This window comes from Escherichia sp. WS1368 (assembly GCF_046487485.1).
GTDB lineage: Bacteria > Pseudomonadota > Gammaproteobacteria > Enterobacterales > Enterobacteriaceae > Escherichia > Escherichia coli.
In genome coordinates, this window is sequence record NZ_JBJQJI010000020.1 from 25097 (window position 1) to 47681 (window position 22585).

Sequence of the window (22585 nt, forward strand, 5' to 3'; positions counted from 1 at the left end):
CCCGAGCATATTCGCGCCAATGCGACGTGAAGGATACAGGGCTATCAAATGATAAGATGGGGTGTCTGGGGTAATATGAACGAACAATATTCCGCATTGCGTAGTAATGTCAGTATGCTCGGCAAAGTGCTGGGAGAAACCATCAAGGATGCGTTGGGAGAACACATTCTTGAACGCGTAGAAACTATCCGTAAGTTGTCGAAATCTTCACGCGCTGGCAATGATGCTAACCGCCAGGAGTTGCTCACCACCTTACAAAATTTGTCGAACGACGAGCTGCTGCCCGTTGCGCGTGCGTTTAGTCAGTTCCTGAACCTGGCCAACACCGCCGAGCAATACCACAGCATTTCGCCGAAAGGCGAAGCTGCCAGCAACCCGGAAGTGATCGCCCGCACCCTGCGTAAACTGAAAAACCAGCCGGAACTGAGCGAAGACACCATCAAAAAAGCAGTGGAATCGCTGTCGCTGGAACTGGTCCTCACGGCTCACCCAACCGAAATTACCCGTCGTACACTGATCCACAAAATGGTGGAAGTGAACGCCTGTTTAAAACAGCTCGATAACAAAGATATCGCTGACTACGAACACAACCAGCTGATGCGCCGCCTGCGCCAGTTGATCGCCCAGTCATGGCATACCGATGAAATCCGTAAGCTGCGTCCAAGCCCGGTAGATGAAGCCAAATGGGGCTTTGCCGTAGTAGAAAACAGCCTGTGGCAAGGCGTACCGAATTACCTGCGCGAACTGAACGAACAACTGGAAGAGAACCTCGGCTACAAACTGCCCGTCGAATTTGTTCCGGTGCGTTTTACCTCGTGGATGGGCGGTGACCGCGACGGCAACCCAAACGTCACTGCCGATATCACCCGCCACGTCCTGCTACTCAGCCGCTGGAAAGCCACCGATCTGTTCCTGAAAGATATTCAGGTTCTGGTTTCTGAACTGTCGATGGTTGAAGCGACCCCTGAACTGCTGGCGCTGGTTGGCGAAGAAGGTGCCGCAGAACCGTATCGCTATCTGATGAAAAACCTGCGTTCTCGCCTGATGGCGACACAGGCATGGCTGGAAGCGCGCCTGAAAGGCGAAGAACTGCCAAAACCAGAAGGCCTGCTGACACAAAACGAAGAACTGTGGGAACCGCTCTACGCTTGCTACCAGTCACTTCAGGCGTGTGGCATGGGTATTATCGCCAACGGCGATCTGCTCGACACCCTGCGCCGCGTGAAATGTTTCGGCGTACCGCTGGTCCGTATTGATATCCGTCAGGAGAGCACACGTCATACCGAAGCGCTGGGCGAGCTGACCCGCTACCTCGGTATCGGCGACTACGAAAGCTGGTCAGAGGCCGACAAACAGGCGTTCCTGATCCGCGAACTGAACTCCAAACGTCCGCTTCTGCCGCGCAACTGGCAACCAAGCGCCGAAACGCGCGAAGTGCTCGATACCTGCCAGGTGATTGCCGAAGCGCCGCAAGGCTCCATTGCCGCCTACGTGATCTCGATGGCGAAAACGCCGTCCGACGTGCTGGCTGTCCACCTGCTGCTGAAAGAAGCGGGTATCGGGTTTGCAATGCCGGTTGCTCCGCTGTTTGAAACCCTCGATGACCTGAACAACGCCAACGATGTCATGACCCAGCTGCTCAATATCGACTGGTATCGCGGCCTGATTCAGGGCAAACAGATGGTGATGATTGGCTATTCCGACTCAGCAAAAGATGCGGGCGTGATGGCAGCTTCCTGGGCGCAATATCAGGCACAGGATGCATTAATCAAAACCTGCGAAAAAGCGGGTATTGAGCTGACGTTGTTCCACGGTCGCGGCGGTTCCATTGGTCGTGGCGGCGCACCTGCTCATGCGGCGCTGCTGTCACAACCGCCAGGAAGCCTGAAAGGTGGCCTGCGCGTGACTGAACAGGGCGAGATGATCCGCTTTAAATATGGTCTGCCAGAAATCACCGTCAGCAGCCTGTCGCTGTACACCGGGGCGATTCTGGAAGCCAACCTGCTGCCACCACCTGAGCCGAAAGAGAGCTGGCGTCGCATTATGGATGAACTGTCAGTCATCTCCTGCGATCTCTACCGTGGCTACGTACGTGAAAACAAAGATTTTGTGCCTTACTTCCGCTCCGCTACGCCGGAACAGGAACTGGGCAAACTGCCGTTGGGTTCACGTCCGGCCAAACGTCGCCCGACCGGTGGCGTTGAGTCACTGCGCGCCATTCCGTGGATCTTCGCCTGGACGCAAAACCGCCTGATGCTCCCCGCCTGGCTGGGTGCAGGTACGGCGCTGCAAAAAGTGGTCGAAGATGGCAAACAGAGCGAGCTGGAGGCTATGTGCCGCGATTGGCCATTCTTCTCGACGCGTCTCGGCATGCTGGAGATGGTCTTCGCCAAAGCAGACCTGTGGCTGGCGGAATACTATGATCAACGTCTGGTAGACAAAGCACTGTGGCCGTTAGGTAAAGAGTTACGCAATCTGCAAGAAGAAGACATCAAAGTGGTGCTGGCGATTGCCAACGATTCCCATCTGATGGCCGATCTGCCGTGGATTGCAGAGTCTATTCAGCTACGGAATATTTACACCGACCCGCTGAACGTATTGCAGGCCGAGTTGCTGCACCGCTCCCGCCAGGCAGAAAAAGAAGGCCAGGAACCGGATCCTCGCGTCGAGCAGGCGTTAATGGTCACTATTGCCGGGATTGCGGCAGGCATGCGTAATACCGGCTAATCTTCCCCTCCTGCAAACCCTCGTGCTTTTGCGCGAGGGTTTTCTGAAATACTTCTGTTCTAACACCCTCGTTTTCAATATATTTCTGTCTGCATTTTATTCAAATTCTGGATATCCCTTCAGATATCCTTAAGGAATTGTCGGTACATTCGGCGATATTTTTTTCAAGACAGGTTCTTACTATGCATTCCACAGAAGTCCAGGCTAAACCTCTTTTTAGCTGGAAAGCCCTGGGTTGGGCACTGCTCTACTTTTGGTTTTTCTCTACTCTGCTACAGGCCATTATTTACATCAGTGGTTATAGTGGCACTAATGGCATTCGCGACTCGCTGTTATTCAGTTCGCTGTGGTTGATCCCGGTATTCCTCTTTCCGAAGCGGATTAAAATTATTGCCGCAGTAATCGGCGTGGTGCTATGGGCGGCCTCTCTGGCGGCGCTGTGCTACTACGTCATCTACGGTCAGGAGTTCTCGCAGAGCGTTCTGTTTGTGATGTTCGAAACCAACACCAACGAAGCCAGCGAGTATTTAAGCCAGTATTTCAGCCTGAAAATTGTGCTTATCGCGCTGGCCTATACGGCAGTGGCAGTTCTGCTGTGGACACGCCTGCGCCCGGTCTATATTCCAAAGCCGTGGCGTTATGTTGTCTCTTTTGCCCTACTTTATGGCTTGATTCTGCATCCGATCGCCATGAATACGTTTATCAAGAACAAGCCGTTTGAGAAAACGTTGGATAACCTGGCATCGCGTATGGAGCCTGCCGCACCGTGGCAATTCCTGACCGGCTATTATCAGTATCGTCAGCAACTAAACTCGCTAACAAAGCTACTGAATGAAAATAATGCCTTGCCGCCGCTGGCGAATTTCAAAGATGAATCGGGTAACGAACCGCGCACCTTAGTGCTGGTGATTGGCGAGTCGACCCAGCGTGGCCGCATGAGTCTGTACGGTTATCCGCGTGAAACCACGCCGGAGCTGGATGCGCTGCATAAAACCGATCCGAATCTGACCGTGTTTAATAACGTGGTGACGTCTCGTCCGTACACCATTGAAATCCTGCAACAGGCGCTGACCTTTGCCAATGAAAAGAACCCGGACCTGTACCTGACACAGCCGTCGCTGATGAACATGATGAAACAGGCGGGTTATAAAACCTTCTGGATCACCAACCAGCAGACGATGACCGCCCGCAATACCATGCTGACGGTATTTTCGCGCCAGACCGACAAGCAGTACTACATGAACCAGCAACGTACGCAGAGTGCGCGTGAATACGACACCAACGTGCTGAAGCCGTTCCAGGAAGTGCTGAATGACCCTGCGCCGAAGAAACTGATCATCGTTCATCTGCTGGGTACGCATATCAAATACAAATACCGCTACCCGGAAAATCAGGGCAAGTTTGATGGCAATACCGATCATGTTCCGCCGGGATTAAACGCGGAAGAGCTGGAGTCATATAACGATTATGACAACGCTAACCTGTATAACGATCATGTGGTTGCCAGCCTGATTAAAGACTTTAAAGCAGCAGACCCGAACGGTTTCCTGGTTTACTTCTCTGACCACGGTGAAGAGGTTTACGACACGCCGCCGCACAAAACTCAGGGGCGTAACGAAGACAACCCGACGCGTCATATGTACACCATTCCGTTCCTGCTGTGGACGTCGGAAAAATGGCAAGCGACTCATCCGCGTGATTTCTCGCAGGATGTTGATCGTAAATACAGCCTTGCGGAACTGATCCACACCTGGTCAGATTTGGCGGGCTTATCTTACGACGGTTACGATCCAACCCGTTCAGTGGTGAATCCGCAGTTCAAAGAAACTACCCGCTGGATTGGTAACCCGTACAAGAAAAACGCGCTGATCGATTACGACACGCTGCCATATGGCGACCAGGTAGGTAATCAGTAAATGACCTTTGTATCGCGTCTGGCGCTATTTGCCGGATGCGATACTGCCGCAATGTTTACATCGAACTCCCCTCAGGCCACACTTTTCAGGTGGCCTTTTTTCATAATGCCAGTTACTGTTTTCCCGTCTACATAGCTAAGGGAATAACATGTATCACGACGTCAGCTATCTGCTCTCCCGCCTGATCAACGGCCCGCTGTCCCTGCGCCAGATTTACTTTGCCAGCAGCAACGGTCCGGTCCCCGATCTCGCGTATCAGGTCGATTTTCCACGGCTGGAAATTGTGCTGGAAGGTGAGTTTGTTGATACCGGCGCTGGAGCAACGTTAGTTCCCGGCGATGTGCTGTACGTTCCTGCTGGTGGCTGGAATTTTCCACAATGGCAAGCCCCCGCCACTACCTTTAGCGTGCTGTTTGGCAAACAGCAACTCGGCTTCAGCGTCGTGCAATGGGATGGCAAACAATATCAAAATCTGGCGAAGCAACACGTCGCCCGGCGCGGCCCACGCATAGGTTCTTTTCTGCTACAAACGCTCAATGAAATGCAAATGCAGCCGCAGGAGCAGCAAACGGCAAGGCTTATCGTCGCCAGCCTGCTTAGCCACTGCCGCGATTTGCTTGGCAGCCAAATCCAGACCGCCTCACGCAGTCAGGCACTATTTGAAGCTATTCGTGATTATATCGACGAACGCTATGCCTCCGCGCTTACCCGCGAATCTGTCGCACAGGCATTCTATATTTCGCCAAATTACCTCTCGCACCTGTTTCAAAAAACGGGGGCCATTGGTTTTAACGAATACCTCAATCACACGCGACTGGAGCACGCTAAGACGTTATTGAAAGGCTATGACCTGAAGGTAAAAGAAGTGGCGCACGCCTGCGGCTTTGTCGACAGCAACTACTTCTGCCGTCTGTTTCGTAAAAATACCGAACGCTCACCGTCGGAATATCGTCGGCAGTACCACAGCCAACTGACAGAAAAACCGACTACTCCAGAATGAGATGGGTTTGCTGCGGCGCAGAAAGCACTTTGCGTACCGCGCTCATCACCCGCTGCGGCTCACGCAGGAAAGCGTAGATGCTGCATTGCACATAGCGGCAATGTTCAAATCGCTCAGCACCGGCAAGCTCGATATCCGTAATCAACAGCGCAACATCCGCCCGGCGGATATCCTCGTCCGCTAAACGATTCTCCGTTCCCAACGCGCCCTGGGTTTCAATGCTGACGCCCCACTTCTCTAACTGGCACAACTTTTCCAGCCGTTCCGCCGCCATATATGTATGCGCCACGCCGCTTACGCAGGCGGTTACTGCCACCAGGTATGCCATTTTAACCTCCCACGGTAACCTGAAATCCGGCCCGTTCTGCCATTTCACGCATCGTTGCCACATCGGCTGACGACGGCGCAGCAACCTCTTTCATCGACCATGTTTTCCCCAGCAGGCGGTATTTCGGCTCGCCGTACTGATGAAACGGTAACAGATGGATCTGCTTGATATTCAGCGGGATCAGCACGTCCAGCGCCTGCTGCATATTCTCCCGGCTGAGCGTGAAACCAGGGATCAACGGTAAACGCGGGATCACGTTGACGCCCTCACTCACCAGCAAACGCAGATTCTCCAGCACGCGTGGCAGGTTCATCTTCACCACATCCCGCGCCTGAGTCGCGTCCATAATTTTTAAATCGAACAACACTTCATCGCACAATTTCGCCAGCGGTAACAGCTTGCTGGCTGGCGCGTCTCCGGCAGTTTCAATGGCACATGACACACCCCACAGCCGCAGTCGCTGTAAAAAACGGGTAGCAAATTCCGCCTGCATTAACACTTCGCCGCCAGAAAGCGTGACGCCGCCGCCGGACGTGCGAAAGAAAATGTCATCTTTCATCACTTCCCGTTCCAGCGCGTCAAGGCTGATATCGCGACCAATCCGTTCAAACGCCCCGGAGGGGCATTCATCCGCATCACGCAAACATTTCGCACAGTGCAGACATTTCGCCTCTCTGCGTACAGTCTGGATTTTGCCGGAGATCGATTCCGGATTAGCACACCACGGGCAAAGATGTGGACAGCCTTTAAAAAAGACCACCGTACGAATGCCCTCGCCGTCATTCAGTGAATAACGCTGAATGTTGAAAATGCGCGCCACATCATTGCGGCGCGTTTCCACAACGTTACAGCTGATGCGCTGTCCGGCGGATGATGTCATCCTGGATCTCCTTCGACAGTTCGACAAAGAAGGCGCTGTATCCGGCAACGCGCACCACCAGCCCGGCATAATCTTGTGGGCGCTGTTGCGCTTCCCGCAACGTGTCGGCGTTCACCACGTTAAACTGAATATGTTGTAACTTAAGCTGGGTAAACGCCCGTAAGAAGTCGGCCAGTTTGCGTAATCCCGCTTCACCTTCCAGGGTCGCCGGAGTGAATTTCACGTTCAGCAACGTACCGTTAGACAGCAGCGTATTATCGAGCTTACTGACTGACTTCAGTACCGCCGTTGGCCCTTGTGCGTCCTGACCCAGCATAGGTGACAAGCCGCCGTCTGCCAGCTGTTCCCCGGCAAAACGACCGTCTGGCGTCGCGCCAACCACCGATCCCAACGGGACGTGAGCCGAAACGGTATACGATCCCGGCGTGAAGTAGCCGCCGCGCGGGTTCTGGTATTTTTCCACTTCTTTGCAGTAGTGGCGTAACAGTTCGGCGCTGATGTTATCCACCTCGTCGATATCGTTACCGTATTTCTCGAAGCGGTTAATTAAGCGAGCACGGACTTTTTCGCCTTCTGGCGTTGCGAAGTTGGCTTTTAATACCGACAGCAATTCGTCAAAACTTAAACGCTGTTGCTCAAAAACCATACCTTTCAACGCATGGAGAGAATCGCTCAGGTTGGCGATACCGATCCCCTGTACGCCGGAGAAGTTATAACGCGCACCGCCATCGGTAATATCGCGGCCTTTTTCCAGACAATCGCTGATAAACGATGAGAGCAGCGGTACAGGTGCCCAGTCGCGATGGCCGATATCACAAATATTGCTGCCCTCTACCATCAGGGTGATGTAGTGGCTGATCTTGGCGCGGATCTGTTCCAGTAAACCTTCATAAGTCAGCGCAGCGTTGCCTTCATTTTCATGCAGGCAGATTTCCATCACTTTCAGCAGGTTAAACATCGCGATGTCATGCAAGCCGTAGGTTCTGCCGGGAATAGATAATTCCACGCAGCCCACTACGGAATAGTCGCGCGCATCTTCCAGCGAAACGCCACGGTTGAGGAACGCTGGCACCACCACTTCATCGTTAAAGATTTGCGGAATACCGGTACCGAGGCGAATAGTTTCTGCGGTTTTCATCAGGAACGGCGTGTCGATCAAGGCGTTAGTGCGCACCCCCAGGTTCGGTTGCGGTAATTGCACACTTTGATAGGCGTCGAGACAGAGGAACGAAAGTACGTTCACCGCGCTACGTCCGTTCTCGGTTAACCCGCCGAGCAGTGCGGTATAGCCGGTCGGGAAACCGGCGAAATAACGCGCGCTACTGGTGGAGCGCAACAGCACGATGTCGTTGCATTTCACCCATAAAGATTCGAGCAGTTCTTTCAGGAACGCCGGATCTTCGCCCTGGGTTAATGATGCCTGATAGAACGGCAACATATACTGGTCGAAGCGCCCTAAAGACAGAGAACTGGCGTTGGATTCGTATTGCAGAATGATGTTCATGTACCAGAATAACTGGCACGCCTGCCAGAACGTCTGCGGCTTATGTTCGGCGTTATGGCGGGAGATCTCCGCAATAGTCAGCAGTTCTTCGCGACGCTGGGCATCTGTGCAGTTTGCCGCCATCGTTTCCGCCAGTTCAGCGTAACGCAGAATGTGTTTCCGCGAGGCTTCCAGCAGTAACAGCGCTGCCTGATAAAAGTGATTCTCCGGCTGTTGCTGACAATGTTGCTGCATCTGTGCCACCAGCTCACCCAGCCCGTGATTCAGCAGGCGCGGGTAATCAATAATAATGTGCCCCTGGCCTTTATCCGTCTGGTTGATGCTGAAAATCTGCGTGCTGGTCGCGGCTTTTACTTCATCCGTCATCTGCCCGTTAATGAAATCTTTCATCGAACGTTTTTCCCAGTACGGGAACAACTCTTCGCGGTAGATACGTTTATCTTCTTCGCTGATAGCAAAGCGGTCCTGCGGACGCGTCGGGAATTGATCCAGCTCTTTCAGCAGCCAGTAAGGGTCCATTTCCGGCGACATAATTCCGGCGCGCGGTTTCACCGTACGGTTACCGGCAATCAGTTCTTCATCACGAATCGAAATTTCAACATGTTCAAGGATATGCGCTGTTGCTTTCGCCCGGCGCAATATCACCGGTTCGCCTTCGGTTTGCCGATGGCTGGCGGTATAAAGCAGCGCCCGCTCCAGCGAGATTTCACGGGTATTGGCAAACAGTGCAGTTTTGAGGCGAGAGATACGATTCGTCATGAGGAACTCCTGTGGGAAAGCGAACCCGCCCTTACGGGCGGGATAAGAACTTAAGCGGTTTGTGCCAGGTGAGCTTCAATTTTGCTCATAATGGCATCAGCGCGTTTTACCGCGTCGCTGATGTTGACGCGCACGATGGTCTTGCCAGCAAAACGCTCTTCAAACTTGATGCCGATATCTTTGGTCAGAATCACCATATCGGCGCTCGCCACGTCTTCCGCAGTCAGTTCATTTTCCAGACCAATCGAGCCCTGGGTTTCTACTTTCACTTCCCAGCCTTTCGCTTTCGCGGCACTTTCCAGCGCCTCTGCCGCCATATAGGTATGGGCAACACCAGATGGACACGCGGTTACTGCAATAATTTTCGTCATGGCTCGTTCCTCAATTAATTAATTTCAAAATCCAAATCCAGGTCGTCTTCTTTTTCATCAGTCGAAGACCCATTTTTACGCGCCAGACTTTTCAGCACGTTCACACAAACAGCCGTCACCACTGCTCCGACAGCTACTGCTGCGATATAACCCAGCTTGCCTTCAACCACCGGCAGCACAATCAGACCGCCCCAGCCTGCATAGCACTGCGCACCGACCAGCGCCGCAGTTACTGCACCACAAACTGAACCGACCATGATGGAAGGAATAACACGCAGCGGATCGGCAGCGGCGAAAGGAATCGCCCCTTCAGTAACCCCAACGCACCCCATCACCAACGCCGCCTTGCCGGTTTCGCGCTCTTCTGCGGAGAAATTTTTACGACCAATCAGCGTCGCCAGCCCCATCCCCAGCGGCGGGATACAAATACCCACGGCAGCAATGGCCACCACGGTATATACACCCTGAGCAACGCAAATCAGCATGAAGGCATAGGCCACTTTGTTAACCGGACCGCCCATATCGAACGCCAGCATCAGACCCATGATCACCGCCAGCATAACAATGCTGCCCTGCTGCATCCCCTGAAGCCACTGAGTCAGGCTGTTGGTCAATGCCCCCACAGGCTCGCCCAGCCCCCACATCATGATGCCTGCGGTAATCAGTGTGCCGACGATCGGAATGATGAAGATTGGCATCACCGAGCGCAGAACTTTATGCACCGGAATTTTCTTCAGGTAATGCACCACGATGCCGCCAATAATCCCGGCGATCAGCGCACCAAAGAAGCCCGCACCAAAGCTGTTGCCGACCCAGGCACCGATAGCGCACGGGGCCAGCGCAGAGCGTTCTGCAATGGAATAACCAATGTAAGCAGCGAGGAAAGGCACCATCAGCGTCAAACCTGCAACGCCGATATCAAACAGTTTTTTCAGATTCGGATCGGCTACGGCATCCGGCACTGCGCCTTTGCCATACAACATGACGGAAACCGCCAGCAAAATACCGCCCGATACCACGAAGGGAATCATGTGTGAAACGCCCGTCATTAAGTGCTGACGGGTATTTTTCAGGATCTGCACCAACTCATTCATAAGCTGCTCCCGGGCTTGCAAAAGCCCATGTCCATATTTTTGATGGAGGAAACAATAGGCAATCGCAGGCGGAGCAAACAGTGGATAAAAAGGCCATTTACTGGACTTTTGTAATATCAGTACAAAAATGCGATCCGCCTCATAACTTGCGGCAACCCGGAAGCATGCCGCAAAACGGCGTCTTGTGAGACGCGTCGCAAATTGACGGTTACATTACATTTGTCCAGCTTTTGGCAGATTTGTCACATGGCAGGCCGTTGCCGTGCGCTCTTATCCTGTAAACAGAAAACCGTACCAGGAGAGAGGCAATGGCCCTGATTGTGGAATTTATTTGTGAGCTACCTAACGGCGTACATGCGCGCCCGGCAAGCCACGTTGAAACGCTGTGTAATACTTTTTCATCACAAATTGAGTGGCATAACCTGCGCACTGACCGCAAGGGCAACGCCAAAAGCGCCCTTGCGCTGATTGGCACCGATACGCTGGTGGGCGATAACTGCCAGTTACTGATTTCCGGGGCCGACGAACAGGAAGCGCACCAGCGTTTAAGCCAATGGCTGCGCGATGAATTCCCCCACTGCGACGCACCGCTGGCGGAAGTAAAATCTGACGAACTGGAACCACTGCCGGTTTCACTGACCAATCTGAATCCGCGAATTATCCGCGCCCGCACCGTGTGCAGCGGTAGCGCAGGCGGCATTCTGACGCCGATCTCTTCTTTAGATCTCAATGCGCTGGGTAATCTTCCCGCTGCCAAAGGCGTTGATGCCGAACAATCCGCACTGGAAAACGGCCTGACGCTGGTACTGAAAAACATAGAGTTTCGTCTGCTGGATAGCGACGGTGCTACCAGCGCGATTCTGGAAGCGCACCGATCCCTGGCTGGCGATACTTCCCTGCGCGAACATTTACTGGCAGGCGTCAGCGAGGGATTAAGCTGTGCCGAAGCGATTGTCGCCAGTGCACACCACTTCTGCGAAGAGTTCGCCCGTTCCAGCAGCAGCTACCTGCAAGAACGCGCCCTGGACGTACGCGACGTCTGCTTCCAGTTACTCCAGCAAATCTACGGTGAGCAACGCTTCCCGGCACCGGGCAAACTGACGCAGCCCGCCATTTGTATGGCTGATGAACTAACCCCCAGCCAGTTCCTCGAACTGGATAAAAATCACCTCAAAGGATTGTTGCTCAAAAGCGGCGGCACCACCTCACATACCGTAATTCTTGCCCGTTCGTTCAACATTCCGACGCTGGTTGGTGTGGATATTGATGCCCTTACCCCGTGGCAACATCAAACGATTTATATCGACGGCAACGCCGGAGCGATTGTGGTTGAGCCAGGGGAAGCCGTAGCCCGTTATTATCAGCAAGAAGCCCGCGTACAGGATGCCCTGCGTGAGCAACAGCGTGTCTGGCTGACCCAACAAGCCCGTACCGCTGATGGTATCCGCATTGAAATTGCTGCTAACATCGCTCACTCCGTGGAAGCGCAGGCCGCATTCGGCAATGGTGCGGAAGGAGTTGGTTTGTTCCGCACTGAAATGCTCTATATGGATCGCACCAGCGCACCGGGCGAAAGCGAGCTGTACAACATTTTTTGTCAGGCGCTGGAGTCCGCCAACGGACGCAGCATTATTGTGCGCACTATGGATATTGGCGGTGACAAACCCGTTGATTATCTGAACATTCCCGCAGAGGCAAACCCGTTCCTCGGTTATCGCGCCGTGCGTATTTATGAAGAGTACGCGTCGTTATTTACCACACAACTACGGTCGATTCTCCGTGCCTCCGCTCACGGCAGCCTGAAAATCATGATCCCGATGATCTCTTCAATGGAAGAGATCTTATGGGTGAAAGAAAAACTGGCGGAAGCCAAACAGCAACTGCGCAATGAACATATTCCGTTTGATGAGAAGATCCAGCTTGGCATCATGCTTGAAGTGCCGTCGGTGATGTTCATCATCGATCAATGCTGTGAAGAGATTGATTTCTTTAGTATTGGTAGTAATGACCTGACGCAATATCTGCTGGCAGTAGATCGCGATAACGCTAAGGTTACTCGTCACTACAACAGCCTGAATCCGGCATTCTTACGGGCGCTCGATTACGCCGTGCAGGCGGTGCATCGCCAGGGCAAATGGATTGGTCTGTGCGGTGAACTGGGAGCGAAAGGTTCCGTGCTGCCGTTGCTGGTCGGTTTAGGGCTGGATGAGCTGAGCATGAGCGCACCATCAATTCCGGCGGCGAAAGCGCGGATGGCGCAACTTGATAGCCGCGAATGCCGCCAGTTGCTCAACCAGGCAATGGCCTGCCGTACTTCGCTGGAAGTGGAACACCTGCTGGCGCAATTCCGCATGACCCAACAGGACGCGCCGCTGGTCACCGCCGAGTGCATCACGCTGGAAAGCGACTGGCGCAGCAAAGAAGAAGTGCTGAAAGGCATGACCGATAACCTGCTACTGGCGGGCCGCTGCCGCTATCCGCGTAAACTGGAAGCCGACTTGTGGGCACGCGAGGCCGTTTTCTCTACCGGTCTGGGCTTTAGTTTTGCCATTCCCCACAGCAAATCGGAACATATTGAGCAATCCACCATCAGCGTAGCGCGTCTGCAAGCGCCGGTGCGCTGGGGCGATGATGAAGCACAATTCATCATTATGTTAACCCTGAACAAACATGCTGCGGGCGATCAGCACATGCGCATTTTCTCGCGCCTCGCTCGCCGCATCATGCACGAAGAATTCCGTAACGCGCTGGTTAACGCCGCCTCTGCCGACGCTATCGCCAGCCTGCTGCAACATGAACTGGAACTGTAAAAGGAAACATCATGGAACTGTATCTGGACACCGCTAACGTCGCAGAAGTCGAACGTCTGGCACGTATATTCCCGATTGCCGGGGTGACAACTAACCCGAGCATTATCGCTGCCAGCAAGGAGTCCATCTGGGAAGTGCTGCCGCGCCTGCAAAAAGCGATCGGTGATGAGGGCATTCTGTTTGCTCAGACCATGAGCCGTGATGCGCAGGGAATGGTGGAAGAAGCGAAGCGCCTGCGCGACACCATTCCGGGCATTGTGGTTAAAATCCCGGTGACTTCCGAAGGTCTGGCAGCAATTAAAATACTGAAAAAAGAGGGTATTACTATACTTGGCACCGCTGTATATAGCGCCGCACAAGGGTTATTAGCCGCACTGGCAGGGGCAAAATACGTTGCTCCGTATGTTAACCGCGTAGATGCCCAGGGCGGAGACGGCATTCGTACGGTTCAGGAGCTGCAAGCGCTGTTAGAAATGCACGCACCAGAAAGCATGGTGCTGGCGGCCAGCTTTAAAACGCCGCGTCAGGCGCTGGACTGTTTACTGGCAGGATGTGAATCCATCACCCTGCCCTTAGATGTAGCGCAACAAATGCTCAACACCCCTGCGGTAGAGTCAGCTATAGAGAAGTTCGAACACGACTGGAATGCCGCATTTGGCACTACTCATCTCTAAAGGAGCAATTATGGACCGCATTATTCAATCACCGGGTAAATACATCCAGGGCGCTGATGTGATTAATCGTCTGGGCGAATACCTGAAGCCGCTGGCAGAACGCTGGTTAGTGGTGGGTGACAAATTTGTTTTAGGTTTTGCTCAATCCACTGTCGAGAAAAGCTTTAAAGATGCTGGACTGGTAGTAGAAATTGCGCCGTTTGGCGGTGAATGTTCGCAAAATGAGATCGACCGTCTGCGTGGCATCGCGGAGACTGCGCAGTGTGGCGCAATTCTCGGTATCGGTGGCGGAAAAACTCTCGATACTGCCAAAGCACTGGCACATTTCATGGGTGTTCCGGTAGCGATCGCACCGACTATCGCCTCTACCGACGCACCGTGCAGCGCATTGTCTGTTATCTACACCGATGATGGTGAATTTGACCGCTATCTGATGTTGCCAAATAACCCGAATATGGTCATTGTCGACACCAAAATCGTCGCTGGCGCACCTGCACGTCTGTTAGCGGCGGGTATCGGCGATGCGCTGGCAACCTGGTTTGAAGCACGCGCCTGTTCCCGTAGCGGCGCGACCACTATGGCGGGCGGCAAGTGTACCCAGGCGGCGCTGGCACTGGCAGAACTGTGCTACAACACTCTGCTGGAAGAAGGCGAAAAAGCGATGCTTGCCGCCGAACAGCATGTAGTGACTCCGGCGCTGGAGCGCGTGATTGAAGCGAACACCTATTTGAGCGGCGTTGGTTTTGAAAGCGGCGGGCTGGCGGCGGCTCACGCGGTGCATAACGGCCTGACCGCTATCCCGGACGCGCATCACTATTACCACGGTGAAAAAGTGGCATTTGGTACGCTGACGCAGCTGGTTCTGGAAAATGCGCCGGTGGAGGAAATCGAAACCGTAGCTGCACTTAGCCATGCGGTAGGTTTGCCAATAACTCTCGCTCAACTGGATATTAAAGAAGATGTCCCGGCGAAAATGCGAATTGTGGCAGAAGCGGCATGTGCAGAAGGTGAAACCATCCACAACATGCCTGGCGGCGCGACGCCAGATCAGGTTTACGCTGCACTGCTGGTAGCCGACCAGTACGGTCAGCGTTTCCTGCAAGAGTGGGAATAACCTACTCCAAACTCCCGGATTGTCCGGGAGTTTGAGAGTGCAGGCAAAGTGGCTCACTCGTCACTGCGGGCATGTTTTTCCCCCTCGCCCTTTCAGGGAGAGGGTCGGGATGAGGGTAAATATTCGCCCCGGAGCTGGCCTGTTCCCCTCACCCTAACCCTCTCCCCAAAGGGGAGAGGGGACTGTTCGAGCACTTTTTATACGTTATCACCCGTCTGAAACTCACACGTTGTTCAGGAATTTTTTATCCGCTTCTGGACATTTTCTCTACAGAACAATCGTTAGCCCGGAAGGTCGAATCTGTGACTCTTATTTTCACGGACGAACCAGATGAAAGCTTCACTGGCGCTGGTCAGCCTGCTAACGGCGTTTACCAGCAACTCCTTAAAATCTCCGGCCGTTCCACCAACCGTGGTACAAATCCAGGCCAACACCAACCTTGCCATCGCAGACGGTGCCAGACAGCAAATCGGCAGCACGCTATTTTACGATCCGGCGTATGTGCAGCTTACCTATCCTGGCGGTGATGTCCCGCAAGAACGCGGCGTATGTTCCGATGTGGTGATCCGCGCCTTGCGCAGCCAGAAGGTCGATTTGCAGAAACTGGTTCACGAAGATATGGCGAAGAATTTTGCTGAGTACCCGCAAAAATGGCAGTTAAAGCGCCCGGACAGCAACATCGATCACCGTCGGGTGCCTAATCTGGAAACCTGGTTTAGCCGCCATGATAAAACACGCCCCACCAGCAAGAACCCCAGTGACTATCAAGCGGGCGATATTGTCTCCTGGCGACTGGATAACGGGCTGGCGCATATTGGGGTGGTGTCAGATGGCTTTGCCCGCGACGGTACGCCGCTGGTGATACATAACATTGGCGCAGGCGCGCAGGAAGAAGACGTGCTGTTTAGCTGGCGGATGGTGGGGCACTATCGGTATTTTGTTAAATAAGCGATCGCCCCACATGAAGAAAAAATTCAGATGTTTTTTACACTGACAGCTTCTTTTTTCTTACGGCTCACCAGCGCCAGTGCCAGCACAATCAGCACAATACCGCTACCTTCAACGGCCCCCGGATTCTCACCGAGCAACCACCAGGAAAAGAGTACGCCGCAAACGGGAACGGCCAGTGTGCTTAAGCTGGCAATACTGGCAGGCAAGTTTTTCAATACAAACAACCATAAGCTCCACGCCAGCGCCGTCGCCAGAATCGCACTGTAGGCCAGAGCCCAGAACACGGTGGGCTGCCAGTCAATTTCACGTTGTGGCACCAGTAAAGCGACCGCACTCATCACCAGCGCCGCATAAAGCATCTGCCAGGATGTTAACGACAATAAATCCACGCGTGGATGGCGGGCGTATAGGCGTTTCGCGACAATCGCGCTCGCCCCCCAACTAACACCGGAGAGGATTGCCAGCAGGGCACTTTTCATCGAAGAGAAATCGAGTTGCCACGGCTGCAACACCAAAAATAAGCCGAAAGCGGCAATCAGTATCGCGAAATATTGCCCACGTCGCAGGCGTTCACCGAGAAACAACGCGGCGAAAATCACCACCCAGAACGGCATGGTATAGCTCAGGATCGCCACCTTCCCCGCTCCTCCGCTAACCAGCGCCCACTGCGCCAGGCCAACCATCCCACAGGTTTGTAACAGGGCAATGGCTAAGGTGTATTTAAACGGTGTCGGGCGCATTCCGCGACCACGTAATAAAAGGACAATGAATAAAACGAGAGCGCCGAAAATGCAGCGTAAGGCGGTGAAGTCGAAGGCACCGATGTAGCTGGTGACTTGCTTCATGAAAATCCAGCTATAACTCCAGATAAGTGTGAGCACAACCAGGCCACTGATTGCCAGTGGGTTGCTCTTTCCTGCGGCAGACATGAGAGATCCAGTGTGTAGTTTTCCTGTGGACACTATACGCCGGTAAAGAAACTTCAGCGACTGCCATCAGGCAGTCGCTGAAGAAGGTCAGATTACAGCAGGTCGAAACGGTCGAGGTTCATCACTTTCACCCATGCCGCCACGAAGTCTTTAACAAACTTCTCGTGGGCATCGCTGCTGGCGTAAACTTCCGCCACCGCACGCAGGACAGAGTTAGAACCAAAGACCAGATCCGCACGGCTGGCAGTGTATTTCACTTCGCCGGTTTCGCGGTCACGGCCTTCGAACAGCTCTTTCGATTCGTCGGTCGCTTTCCACTCGTAACGCATATCCAGCAAGTTCACGAAGAAGTCATTACTCAATACACCAACGCGGTCAGTGAAGACGCCGTTTTTGCTGCCATCGAAGTTGGCACCCAGTACACGCATCCCGCCCACCAGCGCGGTCATTTCCGGCGCGGTCAGCGTCAGTTGCTGTGCTTTATCAATCAGCAGTGACTCGGTGGTAGAAACATCCAGACGAGCGCGGTAGTTACGGAAACCGTCAGCAATTGGCTCCAGCAGTTCGAACATTTCAATGTCAGTCTGATCCTGACGCGCATCAACGCGACCCGGCGCAAACGGTACATGAATGCTCAAACCTGCGGCGCTTGCGGCTTTCTCAACGCCAACCACACCTGCCAGCACGATGATATCCGCCAGCGAAGCTTTGCCAGACTCTTTCTGAATTTTCTCCAGAACTGGCAGAGCACGAACGGCTGCGGCGTTCACATCCCAGTCGCGCTGCGGCATTAATGCCAGACGTGCACCATTGGCACCACCACGTTTGTCGCCACCACGGAAGGTAGAAGCAGACGCCCAGGCCACCGATACCAGTTCGCTGACAGACAGACCAGAATCCGCAATCGCGAATTTCAGATCGATAATGTCCTGCTCGGTCGGGTTGTAGATCGGCTGCGGCAGCGGATCTTGCCAGATCAGATCTTCTTTCGGTACTTCCGGCCCGATGTAGCGAGATTTCGGCCCCATATCCCTGTGCGTCAGTTTGAACCAGGCACGGGCAAAGGCTTCGTTGAACGCCTGCGGATCGTTGAGGAAACGACGAGAAATCTTCTCGAACTCAGGATCAAAACGCAGCGTCAGGTCGGTCACCAGCATTGTCGGTTTACGTTTCTTCGACGGATCGAACGGATCCGGGATAATTTCCGGTGCGTCTACCGCTTCGAACTGGATTGCGCCAGCCGGACTGCGGGTCTGTACCCACTCATACTTGAACAGGTTCTCGAAGAAATAGTTGCTCCACTGGGTCGGCGTCTGGGTCCAGACTACTTCCAGACCAGAGGTAATGGCATCTGCGCCAACGCCGCTGCCGTAAGTGCTCGCCCAGCCTAAACCTTGTTCTTCAATCGGTGCAGCTTCTGGATCAGGACCTACATTTGATGTCGGACCGGCACCGTGGGTTTTACCCAGCGTATGACCACCCGCAATCAGCGCCACGGTTTCTTCGTCGTTCATGCCCATGTTGCCGAAGGTCGCGCGGATAGCTGCTGCCGCAGAAAGCGGTTCGCCGCTGTGATCCGGGCCTTCCGGGTTAACGTAAATCAGGCCCATCTCGGTTGCGCCCAGCGGTGCTTTCGCCAGTGCTTCCGGATGACGGTGGGTCAGCCAGGCTTTTTCATCACCCCAGTTAACATCCAGATCCGGTTCCCAGACGTCTTCACGACCGGCACCAAAACCGAAGGTACGGAAGCCGGAGTTTTCCAGCGCCACGTTACCCGCGAGGATAAACAGGTCGGCCCAGGAGATTTTCTGACCATATTTCTGTTTGATTGGCCACAACAGGCGACGCGCTTTATCGAGGCTTACGTTATCCGGCCAGGAGTTCAGCGGTGCAAAACGTTGCTGACCACGACCCGCGCCGCCGCGTCCGTCGATGGAACGGTAAGTACCCGCGCCGTGCCAGGCCATACGAATAAACAGACCGGCGTAGCTGCCCCAGTCGGCAGGCCACCACGGCTGAGATTCTGTCAGCAGGGCTTTCAGATCTTTTTTCAGACCGTAGTAATCTAATTTGCTGAATTCTTTGCGGTAGTCAAAGTCCTCACCCAGCGGGTTAGAACGATTAGAATGTTGGTTTAACAGGTCAACACGGAGTTGATTTGGCCACCAGTCGCGCGTGGTTGTGCCCCCACCTGCGCTCTGGTCGTGACCGCCCTGATGGAACGGGCATTTGCCGGTGGCTGTCGTGTTATGGATATCGTCTGACGTGCTCATCAATGTGCTCCCCTCTACAGTGTTACCGTTACGATACACAGCGTTAGAGAGAAGTTATAATTGAATTAATCCACGGATGCGATAGTTGAGATCTTACATATTGTTGGTTAAAGAGATGTAGATCAAATTGATCGTAATTAAGACTTTTTGATTATGTCCGAATTCGGACAAATGCTTTATAAAAAAGGGTTTTAGCTTCATATCCTTCAAGTAATGAGGGAGAAAACAAGGCTGACAACCTTATTTTCCCGCCCTCATTTCGAGGCAGCATTTTGTGCTCTGTTTAAAATTTGTGATCACTGTGTGATTTTCACAAAAGCCACACTATTTATAAACCAGGTCGAACACCCAGCGTATGGCAAATCGCGTAACTCATTTCAGCACGGTTAAGCGTATAGAAGTGGAAATCTTTCACTCCTTCACGGCTTAAAATCTTCACCATATCCATCGCAATATTCGCGCCCACCAGTTTGCGGGTTTCGGCATCGTCATCCAGCCCGTCAAACATTTGCGCCATCCACGCCGGAATACGCACGTTGGTCATGTCGGCAAATTTCTTCGCTTGTTTAAAGTTCGAGACCGGCAAAATTCCCGGAATGATTTCCACATCAATGCCCGCCGATACGCAGCGGTCACGAAAACGCAGGTAGCTTTCGACATCAAAGAAGAACTGAGTAATCGCGCGGTTGGCTCCGGCATCCACTTTGCGTTTCAGATTAAGCAAATCCGCCTGAGCGCTTTTTGCTTCCGGGTGAACTTCCGGATACGCCGCCACGGATATATCGAAATCTGCCACTTCTTTTAACAGCGTCACCAGGTCAGAAGCATACATTTCTGGCTTACCGCTTCCCGGCGGCAGATCGCCACGCAGCGCCACGATATGACGAATACCGTTATTCCAGTAGTCACGTGCAATGGTGCGCAGCTCGTCGGGCGTCGCATCAATGCAAGTAAGATGCGGTGCCGCTTCCAGACCAGTGCGATCTTTAATGCCTTTAATAATGCTGTGCGTACGGTCGCGCTCGCCGGAGTTCGCGCCATAGGTCACCGATACAAACTTCGGTTTCAGGCTGCTAAGGCGATCGATGGAGTTCCACAGGGTCTGCTCCATTTCACTGGTGCGCGGCGGGAAAAACTCGAACGAAACGTTAATCTGCCCCTGGACTTCTGCCAGACTCTGATTCAGGGCATCCCGCTGGCTGGCGTGAAAAAAGCTCATACCTTACCTCATCAATCGCTTGTAGTTATATGTTGTGTTGTGAACATCTATCCATTTAGACGTCCAGATGTAAAGATGAAGGAAAAGCCGAGGGGCGTCAACCGAAAAATGACCAATGATGGTGAGGAAAAATCAGGGAAGTTGAAAAAAACTCATCTTAATTAGAGGCGATAAAAGATTTCTCTATAGCGCAATCCACCTCGCACGTTTTGACTGATATTCTGACAACACAGCGACACCTGGGCTTATTCGAAAAACAACGTCCTGCCACCGGATGGTGATGCTAAGGCATCTGATTCGGCCTGCGCCCTCGCGTAGGCCGAATACTGGATCTGCAAAATCAACTGGTAACAAACAGATGAATCAACTCAATACGTACTTTTACTTGATATCTTTCACGCGCATACCGTTGATCTGTTCATCCGTGATGGTGTTACCCGCTTTGAAGTAATCAACCACGGCGTGATAAACGTAATAACCGCCCGTTGTGTTACGCGCTTTCCCTTCGGTAAAGGCGGTAAAACCATCTCCACCATCAGCAAGGAAACTCTGAGTAGCAATGTGGTAAATCGTCGCATCTTCAATGGGTTTGCCATTCAGAGTCAGCGTGATTACCCGCTGACCAACCGGCTTACTGCTGTCGTACTTCATTTCCAGGCCTTTCGATACCTGTAAAACGCCATTACTTAAACTTGCGCCGTGTTCCATCAAACTGCGTAATTGTTTACCCGTGAGATCCATCGTCACCAGTTCGTTGGGAAACGGGAAGGTACTGATGACGCCGCCCATCGTAATCGCCCCTGCGGGGATCTCATTGCGAATGCCGCCAGAGTTGGTTAACGCCAATTGGGTGTTTTTACCCGCCGCTACCAGTAAAGCATCAGCCGCCAGGTTCCCGAGGGAAGCCGATTCACCATAGGCACGTTTTAATTCAACCGGCGATTTCGCGACCGTTTGTTGCACCACTTCATCAAGCTTTTTATTCCAGCCGTCGATCACCTGTTTTGTTTGCGGATCGGGCTTCCACTCGTCGGCGTAAATGGTTTTAAGCTCGAAGTTTTTCACCGTAAAATCATGCGGCTTCTCTTTGTAGTCGAGAACCAGTTTGCCCACATCAATCCCGCCGCTGTCAGTGGAGAGGATGAGCGTATTGCCGACTTTAATCGGTTCCGGCGTACCCACATGCGCATGTCCGGTGATCAAAATATCCAGCCCTTTCACCTGACTTGCCGTCTGAATATCTTTATCCAGCGCGCGACGCACATCTGTGCCTCCCATACTGGACTGGCGGGCCGGAACACCTTCATGGATCAGGGCGACGGTCAAATCAACCTTGCCTTTAAGTTCATCGATATAACGTTGTAGCCATTTAATTTCATCACGCGCTTCAATCCCCACTCGCGTTGCCGCAGATACCGTGTCATTAAAGGCAAATACACCGTGCAAACCTATAACGCCTATTTTCACGCCGTCTTTTTCGATGATGGTATATGGCTTATCCCAGAATGATTTACTGCTGTTCTGATAAAAAACATTGCCCTGCACAATAGGGAATTTTGCCTGACTCAACTGTAATAATGTGTTGTCCCAGCCGTGGTCAAATTCATGGTTGCCTATCGTGACGGCATCAAACGGCATAGTATTCATAATATCGATAATAGCCTTACCTTTGGTCAGGCTGCTGATATATGGCCCGGTAAAATAATCACCCGCATCAAAAAACCATGTCGCTTTATTTTTTGCTTTTTCTTGCTTAACCAGCGTAGTGATATTTGCCCAGCCGCCAATATCCCGTTTACCATCAGCGATCCACGGCACTTTATAAGGCTCGACATGCGCATGGAGGTCGTTGGTATAAATGATGGTGACATCTTTGGCGCAAGCCCAGAACGGCAATGTTAATGCGATACCCGCAGCAAGTATTTTAATTTTCATAAATAGTCCCTTTCAGTGATTTAAAGGATTGCTACATTACGTTCTGAAAGAGTTATTTATGTGAGAGTAATCACATCCGCAGGGGATAGTTGCCGGACAAA

General features: G+C 52.9%; 16 protein-coding genes. 7 read left to right on the top strand and 9 right to left on the bottom strand.

Going from position 1 to position 22585, the window contains the following annotated elements; translation table 11 throughout:
- Positions 1-75: 75 nt before the first annotated feature.
- The 3 genes from ppc (at position 76) to ACJHYD_RS21805 (ending at position 5643) form a co-directional block, all read left to right on the top strand.
- Positions 76-2727 carry a phosphoenolpyruvate carboxylase gene (gene ppc, locus ACJHYD_RS21795; RefSeq protein ID WP_001005579.1) on the top strand — a complete coding sequence of 884 codons (2652 nt, stop codon included), beginning with the start codon at positions 76-78 and terminating at the stop codon, positions 2725-2727.
- A gap of 182 nt (positions 2728-2909) precedes the next feature.
- Complete coding sequence (locus tag ACJHYD_RS21800; RefSeq protein WP_000556304.1) at positions 2910-4643, top strand: phosphoethanolamine transferase CptA; 1734 nt, start codon at positions 2910-2912, stop codon at positions 4641-4643.
- Between the two features lie 148 nt (positions 4644-4791).
- On the top strand, positions 4792-5643 hold the full coding sequence (locus tag ACJHYD_RS21805; protein WP_000274636.1) for an AraC family transcriptional regulator: 852 nt from the start codon (positions 4792-4794) through the stop codon (positions 5641-5643).
- Here the strand turns inward: ACJHYD_RS21805 and ACJHYD_RS21810 are convergent.
- Genes ACJHYD_RS21810 through ACJHYD_RS21830 form a run of 5 tightly spaced genes read right to left on the bottom strand, consistent with a single transcriptional unit; the run spans position 5630 to position 10579 of the window.
- A complete protein-coding gene (locus ACJHYD_RS21810; RefSeq protein WP_000323849.1) occupies positions 5630-5971 on the bottom strand; it encodes a PTS fructose-like transporter subunit IIB in 342 nt (113 codons plus the stop codon). The genes ACJHYD_RS21805 and ACJHYD_RS21810 overlap by 14 nt on opposite strands.
- 1 nt (position 5972) lies before the next feature.
- A complete protein-coding gene (locus ACJHYD_RS21815; RefSeq protein WP_001550386.1) occupies positions 5973-6851 on the bottom strand; it encodes a [formate-C-acetyltransferase]-activating enzyme in 879 nt (292 codons plus the stop codon).
- Positions 6817-9114: a formate C-acetyltransferase gene (locus tag ACJHYD_RS21820; protein ID WP_001550385.1), complete on the bottom strand. Its 2298-nt coding sequence runs from the start codon at positions 9112-9114 to the stop codon at positions 6817-6819. Before ACJHYD_RS21820 ends, ACJHYD_RS21815 begins: the two co-directional genes overlap by 35 nt.
- Positions 9115-9164: 50 nt before the next feature.
- The gene (locus ACJHYD_RS21825) at positions 9165-9485 is read right to left on the bottom strand and encodes a PTS fructose-like transporter subunit IIB (protein ID WP_000161265.1); all 321 of its coding nucleotides are present in this window, start codon (positions 9483-9485) and stop codon (positions 9165-9167) included.
- 14 nt (positions 9486-9499) lie between these two features.
- Positions 9500-10579, bottom strand: coding sequence for a PTS fructose transporter subunit EIIC (locus ACJHYD_RS21830; RefSeq protein ID WP_001004446.1), 1080 nt, complete (start codon positions 10577-10579; stop codon positions 9500-9502).
- Positions 10580-10887: 308 nt separating this feature from the next.
- Between ACJHYD_RS21830 and ptsP the strand changes: the two genes are divergently transcribed.
- From ptsP to ACJHYD_RS21850, 4 genes are all read left to right on the top strand, one after another.
- Positions 10888-13389, top strand: a complete 2502-nt coding sequence (gene ptsP / locus ACJHYD_RS21835) for a phosphoenolpyruvate--protein phosphotransferase (RefSeq protein ID WP_001185146.1) — start codon at positions 10888-10890, stop codon at positions 13387-13389.
- Between the two features lie 11 nt (positions 13390-13400).
- On the top strand, positions 13401-14063 hold the full coding sequence (gene fsa / locus ACJHYD_RS21840) for a fructose-6-phosphate aldolase (protein WP_001550384.1): 663 nt from the start codon (positions 13401-13403) through the stop codon (positions 14061-14063).
- Positions 14064-14073: 10 nt separating this feature from the next.
- Entirely contained in the window at positions 14074-15177 is a 1104-nt protein-coding gene (gene gldA, locus ACJHYD_RS21845) for a bifunctional L-1,2-propanediol dehydrogenase/glycerol dehydrogenase (protein WP_000373992.1), read from the top strand.
- A gap of 330 nt (positions 15178-15507) precedes the next feature.
- Entirely contained in the window at positions 15508-16125 is a 618-nt protein-coding gene (locus ACJHYD_RS21850) for a DUF1287 domain-containing protein (RefSeq protein ID WP_000647907.1), read from the top strand.
- 26 nt (positions 16126-16151) lie between these two features.
- Here ACJHYD_RS21850 and yijE read toward each other — a convergent pair whose 3' ends face one another.
- The 4 genes from yijE to ACJHYD_RS21870 form a co-directional block, all read right to left on the bottom strand.
- Entirely contained in the window at positions 16152-17057 is a 906-nt protein-coding gene (yijE, locus tag ACJHYD_RS21855; protein ID WP_001306638.1) for a cystine transporter YijE, read from the bottom strand.
- A gap of 92 nt (positions 17058-17149) precedes the next feature.
- Entirely contained in the window at positions 17150-19330 is a 2181-nt protein-coding gene (gene katG, locus ACJHYD_RS21860; RefSeq protein WP_001296626.1) for a catalase/peroxidase HPI, read from the bottom strand.
- 328 nt (positions 19331-19658) lie between these two features.
- Positions 19659-20549, bottom strand: a complete 891-nt coding sequence (gene metF, locus ACJHYD_RS21865) for a methylenetetrahydrofolate reductase (RefSeq protein ID WP_000007523.1) — start codon at positions 20547-20549, stop codon at positions 19659-19661.
- A gap of 381 nt (positions 20550-20930) precedes the next feature.
- Positions 20931-22484 carry a bifunctional metallophosphatase/5'-nucleotidase gene (locus ACJHYD_RS21870; protein ID WP_000694075.1) on the bottom strand — a complete coding sequence of 518 codons (1554 nt, stop codon included), beginning with the start codon at positions 22482-22484 and terminating at the stop codon, positions 20931-20933.
- Positions 22485-22585 lie beyond the last annotated feature (101 nt).

Bases quoted from the DNA above. Each gene is read 5' to 3' on its own strand.
- ACJHYD_RS21820 (WP_001550385.1), bottom strand. From the start codon at position 9,114: ATGACGAATCGTATCTCTCGCCTCAAAACTGCACTGTTTGCCAATACC.
- ACJHYD_RS21850 (WP_000647907.1), top strand. From the start codon at position 15,508: ATGAAAGCTTCACTGGCGCTGGTCAGCCTGCTAACGGCGTTTACCAGC.
- ACJHYD_RS21870 (WP_000694075.1), bottom strand. From the start codon at position 22,484: ATGAAAATTAAAATACTTGCTGCGGGTATCGCATTAACATTGCCGTTC.
- ACJHYD_RS21800 (WP_000556304.1), top strand. From the start codon at position 2,910: ATGCATTCCACAGAAGTCCAGGCTAAACCTCTTTTTAGCTGGAAAGCC.
- fsa (WP_001550384.1), top strand. From the start codon at position 13,401: ATGGAACTGTATCTGGACACCGCTAACGTCGCAGAAGTCGAACGTCTG.
- gldA (WP_000373992.1), top strand. From the start codon at position 14,074: ATGGACCGCATTATTCAATCACCGGGTAAATACATCCAGGGCGCTGAT.
- ptsP (WP_001185146.1), top strand. From the start codon at position 10,888: ATGGCCCTGATTGTGGAATTTATTTGTGAGCTACCTAACGGCGTACAT.
- metF (WP_000007523.1), bottom strand. From the start codon at position 20,549: ATGAGCTTTTTTCACGCCAGCCAGCGGGATGCCCTGAATCAGAGTCTG.
- ACJHYD_RS21825 (WP_000161265.1), bottom strand. From the start codon at position 9,485: ATGACGAAAATTATTGCAGTAACCGCGTGTCCATCTGGTGTTGCCCAT.
- ACJHYD_RS21810 (WP_000323849.1), bottom strand. From the start codon at position 5,971: ATGGCATACCTGGTGGCAGTAACCGCCTGCGTAAGCGGCGTGGCGCAT.
- yijE (WP_001306638.1), bottom strand. From the start codon at position 17,057: ATGTCTGCCGCAGGAAAGAGCAACCCACTGGCAATCAGTGGCCTGGTT.
- ACJHYD_RS21830 (WP_001004446.1), bottom strand. From the start codon at position 10,579: ATGAATGAGTTGGTGCAGATCCTGAAAAATACCCGTCAGCACTTAATG.
- katG (WP_001296626.1), bottom strand. From the start codon at position 19,330: ATGAGCACGTCAGACGATATCCATAACACGACAGCCACCGGCAAATGC.
- ppc (WP_001005579.1), top strand. From the start codon at position 76: ATGAACGAACAATATTCCGCATTGCGTAGTAATGTCAGTATGCTCGGC.
- ACJHYD_RS21815 (WP_001550386.1), bottom strand. From the start codon at position 6,851: ATGACATCATCCGCCGGACAGCGCATCAGCTGTAACGTTGTGGAAACG.
- ACJHYD_RS21805 (WP_000274636.1), top strand. From the start codon at position 4,792: ATGTATCACGACGTCAGCTATCTGCTCTCCCGCCTGATCAACGGCCCG.